Genomic DNA, 20,657 nt, shown 5'->3' on the forward strand with positions numbered 1-20,657 from the left:
AAGCAGGAGGAGCCATGCACGAAAGAGAGCGCCACCGCATCATCCTGAGCGCTGTTCAGGAGAAACCGGTGATCACCATTCAGGATCTGGTGGAATTGACGGAGGCGTCGGAAGCGACCCTTCGGCGCGATATCGCATCGTTGCATATGCAGGGCCGCATCAAGCGCGTGCGCGGTGGGGCCGAAGCCATCCATCCGCCGCAGTTCGGCAGTCTGGCGGGGCGTCCGTTCAAGGTTTCCGAATCCGAAAATGGTGATCGCAAGCGCGCCATCGCCCGCGAAGCTGTGGCGCTTTGCGATGAAGGCGACAGCATCATCATCAATGGCGGCTCCACGACATTCCAGATGGTGCATTATCTGACGGCGCGCCGCCTTCAGGTTCTGACCAACTCCTTCGCCATTGCCGAACATCTGTTGCGGCAGTCGAAAAGCACGGTGATCGTGCCCGGCGGCGCGATCTATCGCGACCAGAGCCTGATCCTTTCGCCTTTCGACAATGACGTCATCCGTAATTTTTACGGTCGGCGCATGTTCATGGGCTGTCAGGGTGTCAGCCCGCTCGGCGTGATGGAATCCGACGCGCTGATCATCCAGAGCGAACAGAAACTGATGGGCCAGGCGGACGAACTTGTCCTGATGGTCGATTCATCGAAATTCACCCGCCGTTCCAGCCTCATCCTTTGCCCGCTCGACCGTGTCAGCACGCTGATCACCGATGACGGCATTTCCGATGAGGCGCGGCGGATGGTCGAAAATGCGGGTATCCGGCTGATTGTAGCGCAGGTTTCCGCAAATGCCGGCAAGGGCGGCGAACAGGGGGATTCCGCCGAGGTTGCCTGAGCCAACTCTATTATCATTCCGGTCAATGCCGGGATCATCGTGAAACATATGTCTTTATACTGGGAGGAATGAGACATGAAGCTTTTCAAGAAACTCGCACTCGGCACCGCACTGGCTGTCGCCTTCATGGCAAGTCAGGCACAGGCCGCCGACATCAAGATCGCACTCGTCGCGAAGTCGCTCGGCAATGGCTTCTTTGAAGCCGCCAACAAGGGTGCGCAGGAAGCCGCCAAGGAACTTGGCGGCGTCGAGGTCATCTATACCGGCCCGACCACCACAACCGCCGAAGGCCAGATTGAAGTCATCAATTCGCTGATTGCCCAGGGTGTCAACGCCATCGCCATTTCCGCCAATGACCCGGATGCGGTCGTACCGGCGCTGAAAAAAGCTGCCCAGCGCGGCATTAAGGTGATTTCGTGGGATTCGGGTGTGGCTCCGGCTGGCCGTATCGTGCATCTCAACCCATCGTCCAATGAGCTGATTGGCAAGATGTGCCTGAAGCTTGCAGCCGATCACCTGCCGGACGGCAAGGGCGATTTCGCGATCCTGTCCGCCACCACCACCTCGACCAACCAGAATATCTGGATCGGCGAGATGAAGAAGCAGCTCAAGGACTTCCCAGGCCTCAATCTGGTCACGACCGTCTATGGCGACGATCTGGCCGACAAGAGCTATCGTGAAGCACAGGGCCTCCTGAAGTCGAACCCGAACGTCAAGGTCATCGTGGCGCCAACCACCGTGGGCGTTCTGGCCGCTTCGCAGGCCGTGAAAGATGCTGGCAAGATCGGCGATGTCTATGTGACGGGCCTCGGCCTGCCGTCCGAAATGGCTGGCGCCATCAAGTCCGGCGCGACCAAGGAATTCGCCATCTGGAACCCGATCGATCTCGGCTACTCCGCAACGCAGATCGCCTATCACCTCGTGAAGGGTGATGCTGATGGCAAGCCGGGTTCCGAAATCGATGCCGGACGCATGGGCAAGATCAAGATCGGCGAAAACGGCGAAGCCGCGATGAGCGATCCTTTCGTCTATGACGAGAAGAACATCGACCAGTTCTCCAAGGTCTTCTGATCGGAAAGCGCATCCCGAAAAGTGTGAAACGGTTTTCGGACACGATGCGCATTTTAAAAAGAGGTGGCATTCGCTGAACGGGTGCCGCCTCCCGTTCCCCAGAATCGATTTCAGGTGTCTGCAATGAATGCAGCTTTTCTCTCAAGCGGCGATTCCAGCGGTGAGCAGACGGTGCTTGCCATGACGGACCAGCCCATTCTGGAAATGCGCGGCATTGCCAAGACATTTCCCGGTGTGCGTGCGCTCGATGACGTCAATATCGCGCTCTATCCCGGTAAGGTGACCGCGCTGATCGGCGAGAACGGCGCAGGCAAGTCCACGCTCGTGAAAATCCTCACCGGCATTTACCAGCCCGATGAAGGTGAAATCCTCATCGACGGCAAGCCGGTGCATCTGGCGACGGCGCAGGATGCGACCGATCACGGCGTCACGGCCATTCATCAGGAAACCGTGCTCTTCGACGAATTGTCGGTGGGCGAAAACATCTATCTCGGCCATGCGCCGCGAACGAAATTCGGCTTCGTCAACTGGAAGGCCGTCTATGCCCGTTCGCAAGCCTTGCTGTCCTCGCTGGAAACGACGGTCGACGCCCGCATCAAGCTGAAGGAACTGTCCATCGCCCAGCGCCATCTGGTCGCCATTGCCCGTGCGCTGTCGGTGGATTCGCGCATCGTCATCATGGACGAGCCGACCGCAGCCCTGTCGCGCAAGGAAGTGGACGACCTGTTTCGCATCGTGGCGCGGCTGAAAGCGCAGGGCAAAGCCATCCTGTTCATCAGCCACAAATTCGATGAAGTTTACGAAATCGCCGATAATTATGCGGTTTTCCGCGACGGGCACGCCGTCGGGCACGGTACGCTTGCCGATACGCGGCAGAACGATATCGTGCGGATGATGGTCGGGCGGTCTGTCGATCAGGCTTTCCCCAAGCAGGATGTCGCCATCGGCAAGCCGGTGCTGAAGGTTGAAAACTATTCGCACCCGACCGAGTTTCGCGACATTTCCTTTGAGCTGCGCAAGGGCGAAATCCTCGGCGTTTACGGCCTTGTCGGCGCCGGGCGCTCGGAGTTTGCACAATCGCTGTTCGGCATCACCAAGCCATCGCGTGGCCGTGTGATGCTTGAAGATCGCGAGATCAGCATTCGCCGCCCCGGCGACGCGGTGGCCCATGGCATCGTCTATGTGCCGGAAGAACGCGGGCGCCACGGGGCCGTGCTGCAACTGCCGATCTTTCAGAATGTTTCGCTGCCGTCGCTTGCCCGCACCTCACGCAATGGCTTTCTGCGCATGGCGGAAGAGCTGGCGCTGGCGCGCAAATATGCCGAGCGCTTAGACCTGCGCGCTGCCGCCCTTTCCGTACCGGTCGGGACGCTATCCGGCGGTAATCAGCAAAAGGTGGTCATCGGCAAGTGGCTCGCCACCAATCCGAAGGTCATCATTCTCGACGAGCCGACCAAGGGCATCGATATCGGCTCCAAGGCCGCGGTTCACGCCTTTATCAGCGAACTCGCCGCCGAGGGGCTCAGCATCATCATGATCTCGTCGGAACTGCCGGAAATCATCGGCATGTCAGACCGTGTGATGGTTATGCGCGAAGGCCTTATGGAAGGCGTCTTCGAACGCGCAAGCCTCGACGCGGAAGTGCTGGTGCGCGCCGCCACGGGCAATGCCGAGCAGGCTGCGGAGTAGATCATGAAACAATTGCTGAAACAGCGGGAACTCCTGCTCCTCGTCATCATCGCGCTTCTGGTGGGCCTGTTTGCAAGCCGCGCGCCGGGCTTTGCCAGCGTCGGCAATCTGGCAGGCATCTTCAACGACACGTCGATCCTGATCATCATCGCGCTTGGACAGATGGCGGTGATCCTGACCAAATCCATCGATCTGTCGGTTGCTGCCAATCTCGCCTTTACCGGCATGGCCGTGGCAATGCTCAACGCCACCTATCCGGGCCTGCCTCTGGTGCTGCTAATCGTGCTTGCCATCGGCATCGGTGCGGTTTTGGGCGCGATCAACGGCATTCTCGTCTGGAAACTCAATATTCCGGCGATTGTCGTCACGCTTGGCACGCTCACCATCTATCGCGGCATGGCCTTTGTGCTGTCCGGCGGCGCATGGGTGAATGCGCATCAGATGACAGCGCCCTTCCTCAATACGCCGCGCACGCCTTTTCTCGGCCTGCCGCTCCTCGGCTGGACGGCGATCCTGATTGTCGCGCTCGTCTATGTGCTGCTGACGCGAACATTCTTCGGTCGCGCCCTTTATGCTTCCGGCGGCAATCCGACCGCCGCCGTCTATACCGGCATCGACGTTGGCCGCACGCGCTTCTTCGCCTTTGTGCTTTCGGGTGCGCTTGCCGGACTGTGCGGCTATCTCTGGGTGTCGCGCTATGCCGTCGCCTATGTGGATGTGGCCGCCGGTTTCGAACTCGACAGCGTTGCGGCCTGCGTCATCGGCGGCATCTCGACGCTCGGTGGCATCGGCACAGTTGCCGGTGCGGTTCTGGGCGCGCTGTTTCTCGGCGTCATCAAGAACGCTTTGCCGGTCATCGACATATCGCCCTTCTGGCAGATGGCGATCTCCGGTTCCGTGATTATTCTGGCGGTGATTTTCAATGCACGTCAGGAAAAGCGGCGCGGACGCATCATCCTGCGCGACAAGGCCGCGAAGACTTATGAGGAGGTTGCGGCATGAGCCAGACGGACATGAACGACCAGCGCCGTCATATTCCCGACCGCCTCGGAACGCCTTTCTCGCGCATCTTTGCAAGCTGGGAAATGTTGCTGCTTGGCGTGGCAATTGCGATCTTCATCGCGAATTCTTTCGCCTCGCCCTATTTCCTCGATGCGTGGAACCTCTCCGACGCCACGTTCAACTTCACGGAAAAGGCGCTGATCGCTTTTGCGATGACGCTGCTCATCATTTCCGGTGAAATCGACCTCTCGGTCGCCGCCATCATTGCGCTTTCCTCGACCGCGATGGGTGCGGCTGCGCAGGCTGGTGTCGGCACGCCGGGTCTGGTCTGCATCGGCATCGGTACAGGCCTTGTCTGCGGCGCAATCAATGGTGGACTGGTGGCCGGGCTGAAACTGCCATCCATCGTCGTGACCATCGGCACGATGAGCCTTTTCCGCGGCATTTCCTATATCGTGCTCGGCGATCAGGCCTTTGGCGGCTATCCGGAAAGCTTTGCCTATTTCGGGCAGGGCTATGTGTTCTGGGTCTTCTCGTTCGAATTCGCACTGTTCATTCTGTTCGCCGTGCTGTTTGGCGTTCTGCTGCATGCCACCAGCTTTGGACGCCGCATCTATGCCATCGGCAATAATGAGTTCGCGGCCCGCTTTTCCGGCATTCCGGTTGAAAAAACCAAATTCGTACTCTTCCTGATGACCGGCGTGATGAGCGGCATCGCCGCCGTCTGCCTGACCTCGCGCCTCGGCTCCACGCGCCCGTCTATCGCGCAAGGCTGGGAACTGGAAATCGTCACTATGGTCGTACTGGGCGGCGTATCGATCCTCGGCGGATCGGGCACCATTGTCGGCGTCGTGATTGCGGCTTTCGTGATGGGCCTTGTGACCTTCGGGCTTGGACTTCTCAATGTGCCGGGCATCGTCATGTCGATCTTTATCGGCCTCCTGCTCATCGTCACCATTTCGCTGCCGATCCTGATCCGGCAGTTCAAAGGGAGGCGCGCGACATGACGGCCGAACGCTATGCATTTCGCATGACGCTTAATCCGGGCATGGAAGCGGAATATCGCCGCCGCCATGACGAGATCTGGCCCGAACTGGTCGAACTTCTGCACAAGGCTGGCGTGTCGGACTATGCGATCTATCTCGATGAAGAAACCAACATTTTGTTCGGCGTGCTGACGCGCAGCGCCGGACACGGCATGGCGGCCCTGCCCGACCATCCCGTCATGAAGAAATGGTGGGCGCATATGGCCGACATCATGGCGACGAACCCCGACAATTCACCGGTTTCTGTCGATCTCAAGCCAGTGTTTCACATGTCATGAAGCGCATCGCCATTCTCGATATCGGCAAGACCAATGCCAAAGTCGTCGTGATCGATGCGGCAGGCGGTGAGGAAATTGCCGCGCGCCGCATGCCGAACACCGTTCTGCGCGATGGCCCCTATCCGCATTATGATATCGAGGCGCTGTGGCGCTTCTTTCTGGCAAGCCTGGCGGAATTTGCGCAAGAGCCGGGCTTCGATGCCATTTCCATCACCACGCATGGCGCGTCGGCGGCCCTCGTTGCCGAAGACGGCACGCTGGCAATGCCCGTTCTCGACTATGAACTCGAATATCCAGCCGAAATCCGCGCTGCCTATGCGGCCATAAAGCCGGTTTTTCGCGATACTTTTTCGCCGACCCTGTCGCTCGGCCTCAATCTCGGTGCGCAGCTTCACTATCTGAAAACGGTCTTTCCTGCCGATTTTGCGCGCACGCATTTCATATTCACCTACCCGCAATATTGGGCATGGCGTCTGACCGGCATTGCCGCATCGGAAGTGACCTCGCTTGGCTGCCACACGGATTTGTGGCTGCCGAAGCAATCGGCTTTTTCGGCGCTTGTCGACCGACTGAACATTCGCGAAAAATTCCCGCCGCTGCGCTCCGCCTTCGATGCGCTAGGGCCGCTATTGCCGGAGATCGCGACCGATATCGGACTGCCCTCGCCCGTTCCGGTACATTGCGGCATTCACGATTCCAACGCATCGCTGCTCGCACATCTGATGGATCGCAAAGGCCCATTTTCGGTAGTTTCGACAGGCACATGGGTGGTGAGTTTTGCCGTTGGTGGCAATCTGGACCAGCTGGACCCGAAGCGCGATACGCTCGCCAATGTCGATACCTATGGACGGGCCGTGCCTTCGGCGCGCTATATGGGCGGGCGCGAATTCGATCTGATGACCGAAGGGCTGCAAAAGCCCTCGCCTGCTGAATACGACAGGCTTGCCGTACAGGTTCTGCATCGCGGGATTATGGCTCTGCCTTCAGCCGTTCCGGGCTGCGGCCCTTTCCCTGACACGCATCTGCGCTGGCACGATGCGGATCAGGCAAGCGATGCCGAACGCTATGCGGCTGCGTGTATCTATGCCGCGCTGATGACGGAGAGCTGTCTTGGCCTATTGGGCGCCAAGGGACCAATTGTGGTCGAAGGTCCATTTTCTGAGAATGCTATTTATCTGAAAGCGCTGGCGAATTTTTCCGGACGTGAGGTTGAGGCCATTGCCGGATCAACCGGTACGGCGACCGGCGCAGGCTTGCTAGCAGGTGCTGCGCCCCAGGAAAAGCACGGTAGAAGCTATCAGCCTGACGGCAGTGCTTCCGGCAACGCCTATGCCGCCTATCGCGCACAGTGGCTGGAAGCCGTCGCGCCGCAACCAGCGCACTGATCGGCAACATACCTCTCCCAACAAGTTGTCACGTGATTGTGACATCGCTGGCGCAAGCCGGCGGTCCAATTCGCTTGCCATGTTCAAGACATTTGTCATAAGCTGCAAATAATAAGGTAGCTTATAAATAAGTGGGCATACAAGTGGCGGACACCCGCGTTCTCGGTTTTCTGTTGCATGATGTTGCCCGCCTTCTTCGCAAACGTTTTGAACAGCGCGCACGCGGAACTGGCCTGACACGGGCCCAGTGGCAAACGCTGGCATTCCTCTCGAAGAATGACGGGATCATGCAACGCAGTCTGGCTGATCTGCTGGACGTGGAGGCTATAACCCTCACGCGCATTCTCGACCGGCTCGTCGAACAGGGATTTGTCGAAAGACGGCCCCATCCGACCGATCGGCGTGCGCATCTGATTTACATATGCGAGGCGGCGATGCCGCTTCTGGAAGATATGCGCGAACTCGGCGGCCAGACGCGGGCCGAGGCGCTTGAAGGTGTTTCGCAGGCGGAACAGGAACAGCTGATCCAGACCCTCCTGTCGATGAAAGACAATCTCTCCCGGGCTTGCCGGTCTCCCGCAAGTCCTGAAATCGTCAACGAAGATACAGATCATGACTGATACGTCCAATATCGTAAAACATCCCGCCTCTATCGAACGGGATGAGCCTGAAGCACGTCAGGAAACCCACGCCGAAAGCACCGGTCCGGCCGCGCAGCCGCAAAGCGGCATCGACGCGACCCTGAAGCCGAGCGCGAGCGACATCGCCGCACGTCGCCGGTTGAAGCGCCGCCGCATGATGTTTTCGCTTTTGCCGCTGGCGCTTGTTGTCGGCGGCTATTTCTACGTCACAGGCGGGCGCTATGTTTCGACCGACAATGCCTATGTACAGGCCGACATGGTGGGTATCTCGACCGATGTTTCGGGCCTTGTTGCCGGCATTGATGTGCATGAAAACGAGCTGGTCAAAGCCGGTCAGGTGCTGTTTCGCCTGAAACCGGATTCCTTTGCCATTGCGCTTGAAGGTGCGCAGGCCGAACTCGGCCAGGTGCGCAACCAGATATTGGGTCTTCAGGCCAGCTATCAGCAATCGCTTGCCGAAATCACGCAGGCTGAAGCCGATTTGCCTTTCTATCAGGCCACATTCAAGCGGCAGCAGGATCTCGTGGCGACCAGCGCGTCATCGCGCGCGACATTCGATCAGGCAAAGCACGATCTCGATGCTGCCCAGCAGAAGGTTGCTGTGGCCAAGGCGCAAGCCCAGTCGGCGCTGGCCCAGCTTGGCGGCAACGCTGACCAGCCTGTGGAACAGAACCCGCTTTACCTGCAAGCCAAGGCCAAGGTGGATGAAGCCCAGCGCCAGCTCAATGACGCCACCATTCGCGCGCCGTTTGATGGCATCGTCACCAATGTGAACAGCCTGCAGGTCGGCTCCTATCTGCAAGCCGCACAACAGGCATTCTCACTGGTTTCATCCGATCATCTCTGGATCACCGCCAATCCGAAGGAAACCGAATTGACGGGGATCGAACCCGGCCAGCCGGTGACGATCTCGGTCGATACCTATCCCGATGCGCGCTGGGAAGGCAAAGTCGCCAGCATCAGCCCGGCTTCGGGTTCCAGCTTCTCGCTGCTGCCAGCCCAGAATACGTCTGGCAACTGGGTCAAGGTCGTGCAGCGCATCCCCATGCGTGTCAGCATCGACAATAAGAGCGGTCAGCCGCCGCTGCGTGTCGGCATGAGCGTCAATGTTGAAGTCGATACCGGCCACCCGCGCGGTCTGCCGAGCTTCATTACCAATCTTTTCGGCGGTGGAAACCATGTCTAACGTCGCCATTTCCGGCGCGTCTATCGTCGCTCATCGCGGCGCGATCACCGCTTGCGTCATTCTCGCGGTCATCATGCAGGCGCTGGATACGACGATTGCCAATGTCGCCCTGCCCTATATTCAGGGCAGCGTTTCGGCAAGCGCCGACCAGATCAACTGGGTGCTGACCTCCTATATCGTAGCGGCTGCGATCATGACGCCGCCGTCAGGCTTTCTTGCCGCCAAATTCGGCCGCAAGCGTGTTCTGCTGGCGGCCATTGCGGGCTTCGTTGTGGCCTCCGTCCTTTGCGGTCTTGCGCAATCCCTGCCGCAGATTGTCGGTTTCCGTCTTTTGCAGGGCCTGTTCGGCGCTTCGCTGGTGCCGCTGTCGCAAGGCATTCTGCTCGATATCTACACGCTGGAAGAACGTGGCTCCGCCATGGCACTTTTCGGCGTTTCGGTGATGGTTGGGCCGGTTCTCGGACCCGTCATCGGCGGCTGGCTCACCGACAATATGAGCTGGCGCTGGGTTTTCTATATCAATGTGCCAATTGGTGCGCTGGCTTTCGCCGGGATCATGGTCTTCGTGTCCGAAACCAAGATAGATCGAATGGCGCGTCTTGACTGGACCGGCTTCGGTCTACTCAGTCTTGCCATTGCCTCGCTGCAATTGTTTCTCGATCGCGGCGAGCAGATGGACTGGTTTTCATCGAGCGAAATCGTCATCGAGTCGCTGGTTTGTGCGGCAGCGCTTTACCTGCTTGTGGTGCACACATTCACCGCAGAGAATTCTTTCGTCAAACCGCAGCTGTTTCTGGACCGCAATTTCGCGGTGAGTATGCTCTTCATCTTCATTATCGGCGTAACCTATCTGGCGTCGCTGGCGTTGATGACGCCTTATCTCCAGACACTGATGGGCTATCCGGTGACCACTGCCGGTATCGTGATGGGTCCGCGCGGCATGGGAACGATGGCCTGCATGTTTCTGGTCGGCAAACTGATTGGCCGTGTCGATTCACGCTATCTGCTATTGACCGGTCTCGGACTGACGGCCTGGGCCATGTATGAGATGACCGGCTGGACGCCCAATATTTCGCAATGGACTATCGTGCGGGTCGGCTTCATTCAGGGCGCGGGTCTCGGCTTCCTGTTCGTGCCGCTGACCACGATTGCCTTTTCCACCCTCCCCGCCCATCTGCGCGGCGACGGCACCGGCTTGTACAATCTCTCGCGCAATATCGGATCGAGCGTTGGTATTTCAGTGGTTTCAGCGCTTCTGACAGAAAATGTTCAGGCCAACCACGCGGATATCAGCGCCTATGTCACGCCGTTCAATCATAATTTCGACAGCGCGATTGTTTCGCAATATCTCAACCCGACCACGGCTGCCGGTCGCGCGCTGCTTGATAATATCATCACGCAGCAGGCGACGGTCATCTCCTATATCGATGATTTCAAGCTACTGATGCTGATGTCGCTCATGGCGATGCCGCTCGTTCTTTTGCTCCGCAAGCCGAAGATCGCGCAGGAAGTCGATCACACCATCGCCATGGAATAGAGCAAAGCCTACAGCTTGGTAAACTCGATATAGAAATCGTGGACGCCGGAGGCCAGAAACTGCACGGCAATACAGGTCAGGAGAAAGCCCATGATCTTTGTGATCGCCTGCATGCCGTGTTCGCCAAGCATTTTCTCGATGAAAGTCGCCGACGATAGGGCTGCATAAGCAATGCCGACCGTCAACAGAATGGCGACTATAACAATGATATGGCCGATGATCGTGTGTTCCGCTGGTATCTGTGACCCGAAGCTCATCACCACGGCAATCGATCCCGGTCCAGCAAGACTGGGCATAGCAAGCGGCGAGAAGGAATAATCGATCTCGGCCTTCTTGATCTCAGAAGGCTCGACATTGACCTCCGAAGACGTGTCTTCACCAGAAAAGATCATTCTCAGCGCCAGTATCATGATAATGATACCGCCTGCCACCCGGATACCGGGCAGCGAGATATTGAACAGCGCGATAATCCCCTGCCCCAGCAGCAGAAAAGCCGTCAGAATGGAGAATGCGTAGATACAGGCCTTTATGGCTTGCTTTTGCTTGTTCTCCTTGCTCATCCGCTTGGTCAAAGCCATGTAGAGCGGAATGGTGGTGAGCGGGTTCATGATCGGCAGAAGGCCGATGAAGACGATAGAAACATATTTGATGAAATCGATAACCAGACTCACAGCCTTGGTGCTCCAGCCTTGAAATTGAGGTGAACTTATTCCTCACAACGGGTTTGCTGCATATATACAACGCGCTTTGCTGTAAATACACGGCCAGATAACTTTCTTTTGTCTCGTCTAAGCTCGATGAGCGTTTGTTGATTTACTGAGACTTACATTGGGTTAACCATAAATCTGGCCAGAAAATTCCAGTGTTGTGTTCGAAAGCCCAGTTCGTGCATTTGATCTAATTGGTGCGGCGTTGTGCATTCAGCGCGGCCATCATCATCGGCTTGATCGAGAAACCGCTTTCGGCAGCCTTTTCCGTCAATATACGCAGATATCCGCCTGCTGAACGAATTTGATCGTAACGCTGGAGAATATAGGCAATTGCGATGGCCGTATTATAGTTTCCTAGCGTCTTTTTGGCCAAATCATAGAGCTTGGCGTCAATCCCGATGAAACTGCGTACAGTCTCGGCAGCATTAATCAGTTCATGCCATTGCCGTATAGGGCTCGATGAATAGGCTTCAATCTCTGGGCAGGCCCGCAATACCATTTCGAGCGTTACGGTCGGTTCTGCTTGCGTCTTGTCGATATTCATCTCGCGCTGGTCGATTTGCGAAACGCTGTCCTTTTCAAAATAGGAATCTGGATTCGATTCAATTTGCTGCCGCTCATTTTGAGACTCATTGCCGCTCAGAATTTCGGTATTTTGGTGAATATTCAACAGCTTATCGATTTCAGCCGACAGTGTCTCCATTGCAGTGACCAACAAGGCAAGCTCATCACGCTCTGCACGGCGTGGAATCGCATCGACTATGGCCCGAAAGCGCTGATTGATGGCTGACCAGTCACCGGAAAGTTCCTCGACCATGGCAAATTCAATCAGCTTGGCGATATCACGACGTAGCAAGGTCAAGCGTTCACGCTGCTCGCGCAATGCAGCCTTCTCCGCCTTCACCTGTTCGGCAGATGCTTCAAGTTCGTCTGCGCGCAACAGCAAGGGAGCGAGCGAAAAGCCAAAGGCAATCTGCAACTCACCCCCTTTGGTGCGACGCGCATAACGCTTGCCGTTCGGGCTATCCTGACGGGTGATGAAACCGGCATCGACCAGCGCGCCAAGATGACGGCGCAAGGTTGCGTCTGCCATGCCGTGGGCACGCAGCACCAACTGCTTGTTGGATGGGAAGACGATTAGGCCTTCATTGGCCTTGAGTTGATTGTCCGGATGAAAGGACAGCAATGCTGACAGGACTGCCAGCGAGCGATCATTCAGACCATAGATCGTCTTTGCTTCACACAACCAACGATGCAGTTGCCACTTATCGACCGTCAGGTCCTGTGGCATTTGCCGGGCATTGCGTTGCGCTGCCAACAAGGCAGTCGTCATCGGTCGACTACCAAACGGCGTCGAAGCCAAATGCATCTCCATTTTCTTTCACCTTCCACAAGGCAAAAGAAATCCACCCGCCGAAATGACGCTAATTACACTTGACAGTGATTCGTGGATTTGCGATTCTCTAGCTGCTAAACCAATGAGAAGGGCTTCCACGCGGCGACGTTTGGGGGCCTTTTTCTTTTGCTATCTCGTTCCTTTTGCCTAGAGCGAACCGGGATCAACGGAATCGTTGAAACGGCTCCTCTCTTTTTGTCACACATTTTCCAATGCAAAGCCGTTTCAGACTTCTGCTGAAATAGCTTTCAATCACGCGATACAGATACGCAGATAATCGTACTCAGATACTTGACCGGGCTGCGGAAACCGCTTTCCAATCCGAATGCTTGTTACTTCTCGTCATTCTGGAATGACGCATAAAGCGTATCCAGATTGCGAGAGAGCCATTCGGCAAAACGTGGTCCGTTGGCTGCGCCGAGAGCCAGCGTTGCCGATTTGCCGTTCTGTTTGATAGTGGCGCTGACGGACTTGTCCGAAGCGGTCCATGTCGAACCTGGGCGTAACGCTGCCTTGGTAATGGACTTCTTCTGACGCGCGCCCTTCAGATACCCATAGAGCTGTTCGAAGCGCTCACTGGACGAGGCTGCATTGAAAGCATCCGTTGCCATCAGTTCCTCGGCAGCATCTTTCTTACCGGGAATCTCGACAAGCTTGCGCAATTCAAGCCAGCGATCACGACCGATACCTTTGGCCGGACCGATGGCCAGAAGAATGGCTTCCGGTATGGCCTTGGGAATGGTCAGCATCTTCGAAAGGGTTTGATAATCGATGGTCAGAGCAGCCTGAATAGCCTCACGCTCAAAACCAAGCGCTTCCAGACGCGCTGCAAACAGAACACGCTCAATGAAGCTGAGATTGGCGCGCGCCGAGTTTTCCTGACCTTGGCTCAGAATGTGTTCCAGATCGGCAAGTGGCTTAATAACGGCTTTGACCTTCAGGCCCAGTTCACGGGCCACGCGGGCACGACGATGGCCAAAGACGATCATATAGCGGCCGCTGGCCTCAGGGTGCGGTCGCACAAGAATAGGACTGTCCTGCCCGCGATCACGAATGGCTTCAAGAAGCTCCTGATACTCCAGATCGTCGGCTTCAGGCAGACGGTCGGCTACGAAAGACGCATCGAGACTGTTCGGATCAAGTTCAACGACGGTTTCGCCATCCAGTCTTTGCGAAGCCTGCTTGGCGAGTTCATCGATCGAAGCGGAAAGCGACTTGGCAGCGCCGAACCGACGCGACGTGGCATCGACCGGCTGGGAAGGCTGTTCCGCTGCCGGTTCGTTCCGCATCACGCTGTCAAATATGTTCTTCCGTGCCATTCTCTATTCCTCAAGCCGGTCATAGACCTGATTTTATTGCGTATTTACCGTTTTAGACGGCAGTCTAACGTCCCCATGCTTCGTGGATAAGGCCGCGGATCTCCGAATTGACTGCTTCCATGGCTTCCATCGCGCGATCATAGGTGCCGCGATTCATGGAAGAGCGTTCGACTTCATAAAGCGTTTGTTTGGTGAGGCCGGCATCCGAAATGGCCGTTGATTTCAGCATCTGATGCTTGAGCATATGGGAGGCAAGCATGCTCTGCATGAAGCCCACCATCTGCGCCTGTGGCACGTCGGTCGGCTCATAACGGGTAATCAGATAGCGGAACCAGTCGAGCTGTACCGCACCACCAGCCTGGCGAACGGTTTTCAGAATATCGCCCAGCATCAGGAGGAACTGCGACATCGACATGAGGTCGAGCATCTGCGGATGAACGGTGATCAGCACTGACGTGGCGGCGGACAGGGCCGTCAGTGTCAGATAGCCAAGCTGGGGAGGGCAGTCGATGACGACGACATCGTAGGAATCGTCAACTTCGGCCAGGACCGATGCGATGCGATTCCAGAACATCTTCCCCTCGCCGCCATTTTGCATGGCCAAAGGCGTATCGTACTCATATTCCTGAAGCTCCAGCATGGCTGGAATAATGTCGAGACCGGGGAAGTTTGTCCGACGAATGACTTCGCGGATAGGCTTCTTTTCGGAATCGTAACGAATGGCTTCATAGAGCGACGGGAATTCATCCAGCTCGGGTTGAATACCATGCAAAGCCGACAGGGAAGCCTGCGGATCAAGGTCGATGGCAAGCACGCGATGACCGGTCAAGGCGAGATGCTGCGCAAGATGCGCTGCTGTCGTGGTCTTGCCCGAACCGCCCTTGAAGTTCACAACACCGATGACCTGAAGTTTTTCATGGGCCCGGCGATGCGGAACATAACGCTTCACTTCAGCGCGGCCGTTCTGATCGAGCCACAAACGCAGTTCATGCAGCTGGTCCACGCTATAGGCGCGGCGTCCACCTGTCAGAATGGTCGGCTCGACGCCTTTGCCTTCGAGATGTAGCTTCTTTAGATTGCTGGGGGAGACGCCAAGAAAGTATGCAGCTTCAGCCATGGAAAACTGGCGCAGGTTTTTCCGCGCATCCGGAGGGAAGTTTTCATGGCGCAGCAGATTGAGCTTGCGAGAGATTTCTCTCCCCTGCGTCAATATCATGTCGTCAAACGACAATGCTGCTGTTGAATTTGCGATATTCATTTACTTGGGATCCCTAGTGACGGCATCGGAACTAATACCGCCTAAATACCGTCATTATGTCCGATTCTTCTTGTATCGCAAGTGCTGCCCGGATTAACAAAGGGTTAGCAGGCAATTAAAAATTACAAAGAATTTTATCTTTCCGAATCGAATTCTTTTATCGAATTGTTTTTAAAAGCTTTTATTGGAAATAGACCGCAGTCTACCATCTCATGCGGCATGCTGACGATCATAGGTGGAGTCATTTATTGTCATCGTCCACGCTTTTAGGCGGTGGATGAGCCTTCCGAATCGTCAATCGCGCTTCCAGCGACCTGATTAACAGAAATGGAAAGATTCCAGAGGTTGGAAGTCTGGGGCGCTGTTGCGGACGTGAAATGATCCGCGCCGGTTCCGGCAGAGGTTCTGGCCAAATTATATCGGGCGAAGGGAGCTGGATTTGTGTCGGAAAACCTGCTCAACTCTAGCAGTGCACGATTTAGTCCTTAGCTGGGGTTTGTGTGCGGATTGGCAAGGAACGATGTTTTTTGTGCTTTTATGGGTTGATGCTGTAGATTTTTTAACTTCTTCACGGTACCATCTGAAGCATCGTTACAGAGATTCCTTTTATGAGCTTCCGCCTCGCCTGAACGATAAAATCTCCTCTGAAAGATTGGTTTGTGCACAGTCGCGCTAAGAAAACCTAATGCCGACTTAGCTTTCGTTTGTCGAAAAATATCGTTTAATTTCAGGTTGTTGAATTTTACCATTCCGCACTCGAAACGACCCGCTTTTCAGCCGATTTGACGCCCTACGAACGCGGCTTCGTGTTCTCTGATTTAGCTTAGACCTGGAGGCGAATCTGTACTGCCGCGCGCTATGAAAATGGACCGCATGCGGTTGCAGTGATCAACAAATGCGAAACCGTTATACGCACGTCATCTAGCTTGCTTATGGAGGCCTGATACTCTTAGGAAGGGGTTTCTATCATGCGTAAGCTTTTGCTCACTCTTGCATCCGCAACATTTCTTAGCGGCGCTGCCCATGCTGCCGATATCTATCCGCTCGACCGGGCGACCATTCTCGTCGGCTCTCCGTTCGATTTCAAAGTGGAACTCGACAAGGTCGTGAAACCGGAAGAGGTCAAGGTGACCGTCAACGGTCAGGACTATGAAGCCCTGTTCGGTTCCAAGGCCGAGTTCGTCGCAGAAGAAAAGGGGAGCGAGGACAAGGTTCTGGGTTTGGCCCTCATCCTGCGCGATCTGAAGCTCGCAGAGCCGGGCGCTTACAAGGTTGAAGTTTCGGCAGGGGACGAGACGAAGACCGTCACCTGGGATGTTTATCCGACTGCAACTGAAGCGAAAGCCAAGAACATTATCTTCCTCGTCGCGGATGGTCTTTCGGTCGCTCACCGCACCGGAGCGCGCATCATGTCCAAGGGCATGACTGAGGGCAAGGCCAATGGTCGTCTGAATATGGATGATGTCCCGCCGGTTGCCTTTATCGGCACATCGTCGACCCATTCCATCGCAACCGACAGCGCTAACACCATGTCGGCTTATATGACGGGCCACAAATCACGCGTGAATGCGCTTGGCGTTTATGCCGACCGCACTCCGGCGAGCCAGGACGACCCGAAGGTCGAAACCATTGCCGAAGCGCTGCGTCGCCAGACGAAGAAGTCTATCGGCATCGTTTCCACGGCGGAAGTGGAAGACGCAACGCCTGCTGCACTGGTTTCGCATACGCGCAAGCGTTCTGACAAGGCGGACATTGTCGGCATGTTCTACGAGGTCAAGCCAGATGTGCTTCTGGGCGGCGGCTCGGCCTATTTCCTGAGTAAAGAAGTTCCGGGCTCCAAGCGCAAGGACGACAAGGATTATATCCAGCTGTTCCGTGATGCGGGCTATGCTGTCGTCACCGACAAGAACGAGCTTGCCGCTTCCGGTCAGTCCAACCAGCAGAACCTGCTCGGCCTGTTCCACACCGGCAATATGGATGTGACGCTGGATCGCGAGTTTCTGAAGAAGGGAACCATCGACAAGTTCCCGAACCAGCCGGGTCTGGTCGATATGACCAAGGCCGCGCTCGACAAGCTATCCAAGAACCCGGAAGGGTTCTTCCTGATGGTTGAAGGCGCGTCGATTGACAAGATGAGCCACCCGCTCGACTGGGAGCGCGCGCTGGTCGACACGATCGAGTTCGACAAGGCTGTCGGCGTTGCGCAGGAATTCGCCAAGAACAACCCGGATACGCTGATCGTTGTGACCGGCGACCACACCCATGGCGTGGCAATTATCGGTACGGTCGATGACGACAAGCCGGGCGATGAAATGCGCGCCAAGGTTGGCACCTACGATGCGGCTGGCTTCCCGAACTATGAAGACAAGGACGGCGACGGCTATCCGGATCGCGTGGACGTTTCGCGCCGCCTGTTCATGGCTGCCAATAACGGTCCGGACCATTATGAAACCTTCCGCCCGAAGCTTGATGATCCGTTCGTTCCGGCCATCAAGAACGAAAAGGGTGAATATGTCGCCAATGAGGCCTATAAGAATGTGCCGGGCGCAGTGTTTGTGCAGGGCAACATCCCGAAGGACGAGGATACCGGCGTTCATGCGGTAGACGATATCGTTCTTCAGGCGACTGGTCCGGGCTCCGAAGGGCTGCGCGGCTATATGGAACAGAGCGACGTGTATCGCGCCCTTGCCGATGCCTTTGCTCTCGGCAAGCCGAAGTCCGAGTAAGCACGGTCTATCCTGAAACAGGGCAGGCGGCTTGCGCCGCTTGCCCGCAATTGATGGAGCGTCCGATGTCCAACCGGAACGATTTCAGCCGCCGACAGGTGATGCTTGGCGCGCTGGCCATGCCGCTGGTGGCAGGTCTCCCGCAAGCGCGGGCTGCCGAGCAACTCGGCTTCAACAATCTCTATAAGAGCTTCGGCGTGCTGGGCCTTGAGTTTTCCGATCAGGTCAAGCAGTCGGCTGGCAAGCAAGTTGCCATCAGCGGCTTTATGGCACCGCCCTTGAAGGCTGAAGCCAATTTCTTCGTGCTGACCGAAATACCAATGTCGATCTGCCCGTTCTGCTCGTCGGATTCCGACTGGCCAGACAATATCGTTGTGGTTTATCTCGCGGCGAAGCAGACTTTTGTGCAGTTCAACGCGCCGATCCTCACGCGCGGCACACTTGAATATGGTTCGTGGACTGATCCTGAAACGGGGTTTGTTAGCCAGCTACGCATGCGCGATGCTTCATTCACAACGGTCTGACATGCTGACTGAACAACGGTCCGGCTTGTCGCTGGACATTTCTGCGCTGGAAGTCCGCTTTCCCGGCCTTCCTGAGCCTGCGCTCGCCATTGAGACGTTTCATCTGCCGCAAGGCGAACATCTGGCCGTCGCCGGTGCGTCGGGGTCCGGGAAAAGCACACTGATCAATGCGATCACAGGCCTTGAAGGTGTCAAAAAAGGGCAGGTCTCCTGGAATGGCGAAGCCTTCAGCAGCCTATCGGCTTTTCAGCGCGATGCGTTTCGAGCCCGCAATATCGGGCTGGTCATGCAGGATTTCCATCTCTTTCCGGGCCTTTCGGCCATTGCCAATGTTCTGCTACCTGCAAAATTGAGCCGGGCGGTGAAGCCGGTACGGCGCGATCGGGCGCTCGAACTTCTCACAACAGTGGGGATTGCAAGACCCGACCAGCATATCGAAACGCTGTCCCGCGGCGAGATGCAGCGCGTGGCTATTGCACGTGCGCTGTTCCCCGCGCCGCGGGTCATCATTGCCGACGAGCCGACCGCCAGCCTCGATCAGAAAACCGGCGCGGAGATTGCGGAACTTCTGGTGCAGCTTGCCGGTGCGCAGGGGGCCACGCTGATTGCCGTCACGCATGATCCGCAATTGATGAAGCGCCTGCGGCGTCAGATTTTTCTGGAAGGCGGACGCATAACGAAAGACACCACAGGACACGGCGCGACATGATCACATTCATTCTTGCCGATCTTCGCCGGTTCTGGAGCGGAGCCGTTGCGGTGATTGTCCTGCTGGCGCTGTCCGTGGCCTTGAGCACGGTGGTGACATTGCAGGAGCGGGCCGTGCGTCTTGGCACCGCGCGCGCATCGGAGAAATTCGATCTCGTGGTGGGTGCGGCCGGAAGCGACACGCAGCTGACCTTGTCCTCGGTGTTTCTGCAGCCGTCGCCTCTGCCGCTGATGTCGGGCGCGATGCTTGGCAAGCTTACCGCCGATCCGCGCGTGGCCTTCGCCGCGCCGATTGGCTTTGGCGATAGCGCGATGGGCTTTCCCATCGTCGGGACAACGACCCAGCTCATCGCGGCCTTGTCGCCCGAACTGGCGGAAGGCAAAGTTTTTGCCCGGTTGGGCGAGGCGGTTATCGGATCAGCGGTGGATCTGCCGATAGGCAGCCGGGTCAATCCGATGCATGGCACCGTTGAAACCGGCGGTCATGCGCATACGGAACTGAGCTATCATGTCAGCGGCAAGATGGCCCCGACGGGAACCGCGTGGGATCGCTCGATCCTTGTGCCCATTCGTGCGGTCTGGCAATTGCATGGCATGAAGGGTCATGACGACGATGATGCGGATGCCCATGTGGAAACGCCAAAGGCGCAAGGCTCGCTCGCGGTGATCGGACCGATCGATACACACGATCACAATGCCCGGATTGATGTCGATGCGCCGCTTGATGAGCATTTCGATGCCAGCAGCCCCGGAATTCCGGCGGTTCTGGTCAAGCCGAACACCATCGCCGATGCCTATCGGCTGCGGCAGGAATATCGCTCTGAAACGACATTGTCGATTTTCCCTGCGGAAGTGCTAACGCGGCTCTATTCCACGCTGGGCGATGCCCGCAAACTTTTGCTGGGGATCGCCATCGGCACGCAGGTGATCGTCGTCTTCGCCTTGCTGCTGGTTGCCGTCATGCATATTGGCGCGCGCAAGCGCCAGATCGGCGCTTTGCGGGCCTTTGGTGCACCGGTCAGTGCGGTGATGACAATTGTCTGGGGCGAATTGTTCTTCCTGTTGGTGCTTGGCATCCTGCTGGGTCTCGCCATCGGCTACGCAGCCGCCCATGTCATCACGGCATGGCTGACGGCGACAACGGCAGTGAGAATGCCTGTCGAGTTTTCGATGGATGATCTTTACGGCGCTGGTGGCTTTATCCTTGTCGCGGCCATCGTGTCTCTGGTGCCAGCACTGCTCACATTGCGTATGAGCCCGGCAACGGCGCTGCGTTCCTAACGTTTGATTAAAAGAAAAGCCCCCATCCGGATCACCCGGATGGGGGCTTTTTTCGTTAGCG

18 protein-coding genes are annotated in these 20,657 nt (G+C 56.8%); 14 read left to right on the plus strand and 4 right to left on the minus strand.

Annotated elements, in window-relative coordinates; translation table 11 throughout:
* The first annotated feature begins 14 nt into the window (after positions 1 to 14).
* The 10 genes from ACTJKP_RS14340 to ACTJKP_RS14385 all read left to right on the plus strand — a co-directional run bounded on the left by ACTJKP_RS14340 (position 15) and on the right by ACTJKP_RS14385 (position 10,674).
* A complete protein-coding gene (locus ACTJKP_RS14340) occupies positions 15 to 839 on the plus strand; it encodes a DeoR/GlpR family DNA-binding transcription regulator (protein ID WP_078338167.1) in 825 nt (274 codons plus the stop codon).
* A 75-nt stretch (positions 840 to 914) separates the two neighbouring features.
* Positions 915 to 1,910: a rhamnose ABC transporter substrate-binding protein gene (gene rhaS, locus ACTJKP_RS14345; protein WP_078338168.1), complete on the plus strand. Its 996-nt coding sequence runs from the start codon at positions 915 to 917 to the stop codon at positions 1,908 to 1,910.
* Positions 1,911 to 2,033: 123 nt separating this feature from the next.
* Positions 2,034 to 3,599 (plus strand): sugar ABC transporter ATP-binding protein, encoded by a 1,566-nt coding sequence (locus ACTJKP_RS14350; protein ID WP_440631113.1) that lies wholly within the window; start codon positions 2,034 to 2,036, stop codon positions 3,597 to 3,599.
* Positions 3,600 to 3,602: 3 nt separating this feature from the next.
* Complete coding sequence (locus ACTJKP_RS14355) at positions 3,603 to 4,601, plus strand: ABC transporter permease (RefSeq protein ID WP_078338170.1); 999 nt, start codon at positions 3,603 to 3,605, stop codon at positions 4,599 to 4,601.
* The gene (locus ACTJKP_RS14360) at positions 4,598 to 5,608 is read left to right on the plus strand and encodes an ABC transporter permease (protein WP_440631114.1); all 1,011 of its coding nucleotides are present in this window, start codon (positions 4,598 to 4,600) and stop codon (positions 5,606 to 5,608) included. Before ACTJKP_RS14355 ends, ACTJKP_RS14360 begins: the two co-directional genes overlap by 4 nt.
* Positions 5,605 to 5,925: an L-rhamnose mutarotase gene (gene rhaM / locus ACTJKP_RS14365; protein WP_440631115.1), complete on the plus strand. Its 321-nt coding sequence runs from the start codon at positions 5,605 to 5,607 to the stop codon at positions 5,923 to 5,925. Before ACTJKP_RS14360 ends, rhaM begins: the two co-directional genes overlap by 4 nt.
* Positions 5,922 to 7,310 carry an FGGY-family carbohydrate kinase gene (locus ACTJKP_RS14370; RefSeq protein WP_440631116.1) on the plus strand — a complete coding sequence of 463 codons (1,389 nt, stop codon included), beginning with the start codon at positions 5,922 to 5,924 and terminating at the stop codon, positions 7,308 to 7,310. Before rhaM ends, ACTJKP_RS14370 begins: the two co-directional genes overlap by 4 nt.
* Positions 7,311 to 7,453: 143 nt before the next feature.
* Positions 7,454 to 7,930, plus strand: a complete 477-nt coding sequence (locus ACTJKP_RS14375; RefSeq protein ID WP_078338174.1) for a MarR family winged helix-turn-helix transcriptional regulator — start codon at positions 7,454 to 7,456, stop codon at positions 7,928 to 7,930.
* A complete protein-coding gene (locus ACTJKP_RS14380; protein WP_440631117.1) occupies positions 7,923 to 9,137 on the plus strand; it encodes an HlyD family secretion protein in 1,215 nt (404 codons plus the stop codon). Before ACTJKP_RS14375 ends, ACTJKP_RS14380 begins: the two co-directional genes overlap by 8 nt.
* Complete coding sequence (locus ACTJKP_RS14385; RefSeq protein ID WP_440631118.1) at positions 9,130 to 10,674, plus strand: DHA2 family efflux MFS transporter permease subunit; 1,545 nt, start codon at positions 9,130 to 9,132, stop codon at positions 10,672 to 10,674. Before ACTJKP_RS14380 ends, ACTJKP_RS14385 begins: the two co-directional genes overlap by 8 nt.
* A gap of 8 nt (positions 10,675 to 10,682) precedes the next feature.
* On the opposite strand, the gene ACTJKP_RS14390 is transcribed toward ACTJKP_RS14385, so the two are convergent.
* The 4 genes from ACTJKP_RS14390 to repA all read right to left on the minus strand — a co-directional run bounded on the left by ACTJKP_RS14390 (position 10,683) and on the right by repA (position 15,357).
* Positions 10,683 to 11,345 carry a MarC family NAAT transporter gene (locus ACTJKP_RS14390; protein ID WP_440631119.1) on the minus strand — a complete coding sequence of 221 codons (663 nt, stop codon included), beginning with the start codon at positions 11,343 to 11,345 and terminating at the stop codon, positions 10,683 to 10,685.
* Between the two features lie 226 nt (positions 11,346 to 11,571).
* Positions 11,572 to 12,759: a plasmid replication protein RepC gene (gene repC / locus ACTJKP_RS14395; RefSeq protein ID WP_440631120.1), complete on the minus strand. Its 1,188-nt coding sequence runs from the start codon at positions 12,757 to 12,759 to the stop codon at positions 11,572 to 11,574.
* A 353-nt stretch (positions 12,760 to 13,112) separates the two neighbouring features.
* Positions 13,113 to 14,099 carry a plasmid partitioning protein RepB gene (gene repB / locus ACTJKP_RS14400; protein ID WP_440631121.1) on the minus strand — a complete coding sequence of 329 codons (987 nt, stop codon included), beginning with the start codon at positions 14,097 to 14,099 and terminating at the stop codon, positions 13,113 to 13,115.
* Between the two features lie 64 nt (positions 14,100 to 14,163).
* A complete protein-coding gene (gene repA, locus ACTJKP_RS14405; RefSeq protein WP_138786203.1) occupies positions 14,164 to 15,357 on the minus strand; it encodes a plasmid partitioning protein RepA in 1,194 nt (397 codons plus the stop codon).
* 968 nt (positions 15,358 to 16,325) lie between these two features.
* On the opposite strand from repA, the gene ACTJKP_RS14410 reads away from it, so the two are divergent.
* From ACTJKP_RS14410 to ACTJKP_RS14425, 4 genes are all read left to right on the plus strand, one after another.
* Positions 16,326 to 18,083 carry an alkaline phosphatase gene (locus tag ACTJKP_RS14410; protein ID WP_440631122.1) on the plus strand — a complete coding sequence of 586 codons (1,758 nt, stop codon included), beginning with the start codon at positions 16,326 to 16,328 and terminating at the stop codon, positions 18,081 to 18,083.
* A 65-nt stretch (positions 18,084 to 18,148) separates the two neighbouring features.
* On the plus strand, positions 18,149 to 18,607 hold the full coding sequence (locus tag ACTJKP_RS14415; RefSeq protein WP_113534368.1) for a hypothetical protein: 459 nt from the start codon (positions 18,149 to 18,151) through the stop codon (positions 18,605 to 18,607).
* Position 18,608: 1 nt separating this feature from the next.
* On the plus strand, positions 18,609 to 19,316 hold the full coding sequence (locus ACTJKP_RS14420; RefSeq protein WP_440631123.1) for an ABC transporter ATP-binding protein: 708 nt from the start codon (positions 18,609 to 18,611) through the stop codon (positions 19,314 to 19,316).
* Positions 19,313 to 20,596 (plus strand): ABC transporter permease, encoded by a 1,284-nt coding sequence (locus ACTJKP_RS14425; protein ID WP_440631124.1) that lies wholly within the window; start codon positions 19,313 to 19,315, stop codon positions 20,594 to 20,596. The genes ACTJKP_RS14420 and ACTJKP_RS14425 overlap by 4 nt, the downstream gene beginning before the upstream one ends.
* Positions 20,597 to 20,657: the final 61 nt, after the last annotated feature.

The sequence above is a fragment of the Brucella sp. 22210 genome, assembly GCF_052045675.1.
Classification (GTDB): domain Bacteria; phylum Pseudomonadota; class Alphaproteobacteria; order Rhizobiales; family Rhizobiaceae; genus Brucella.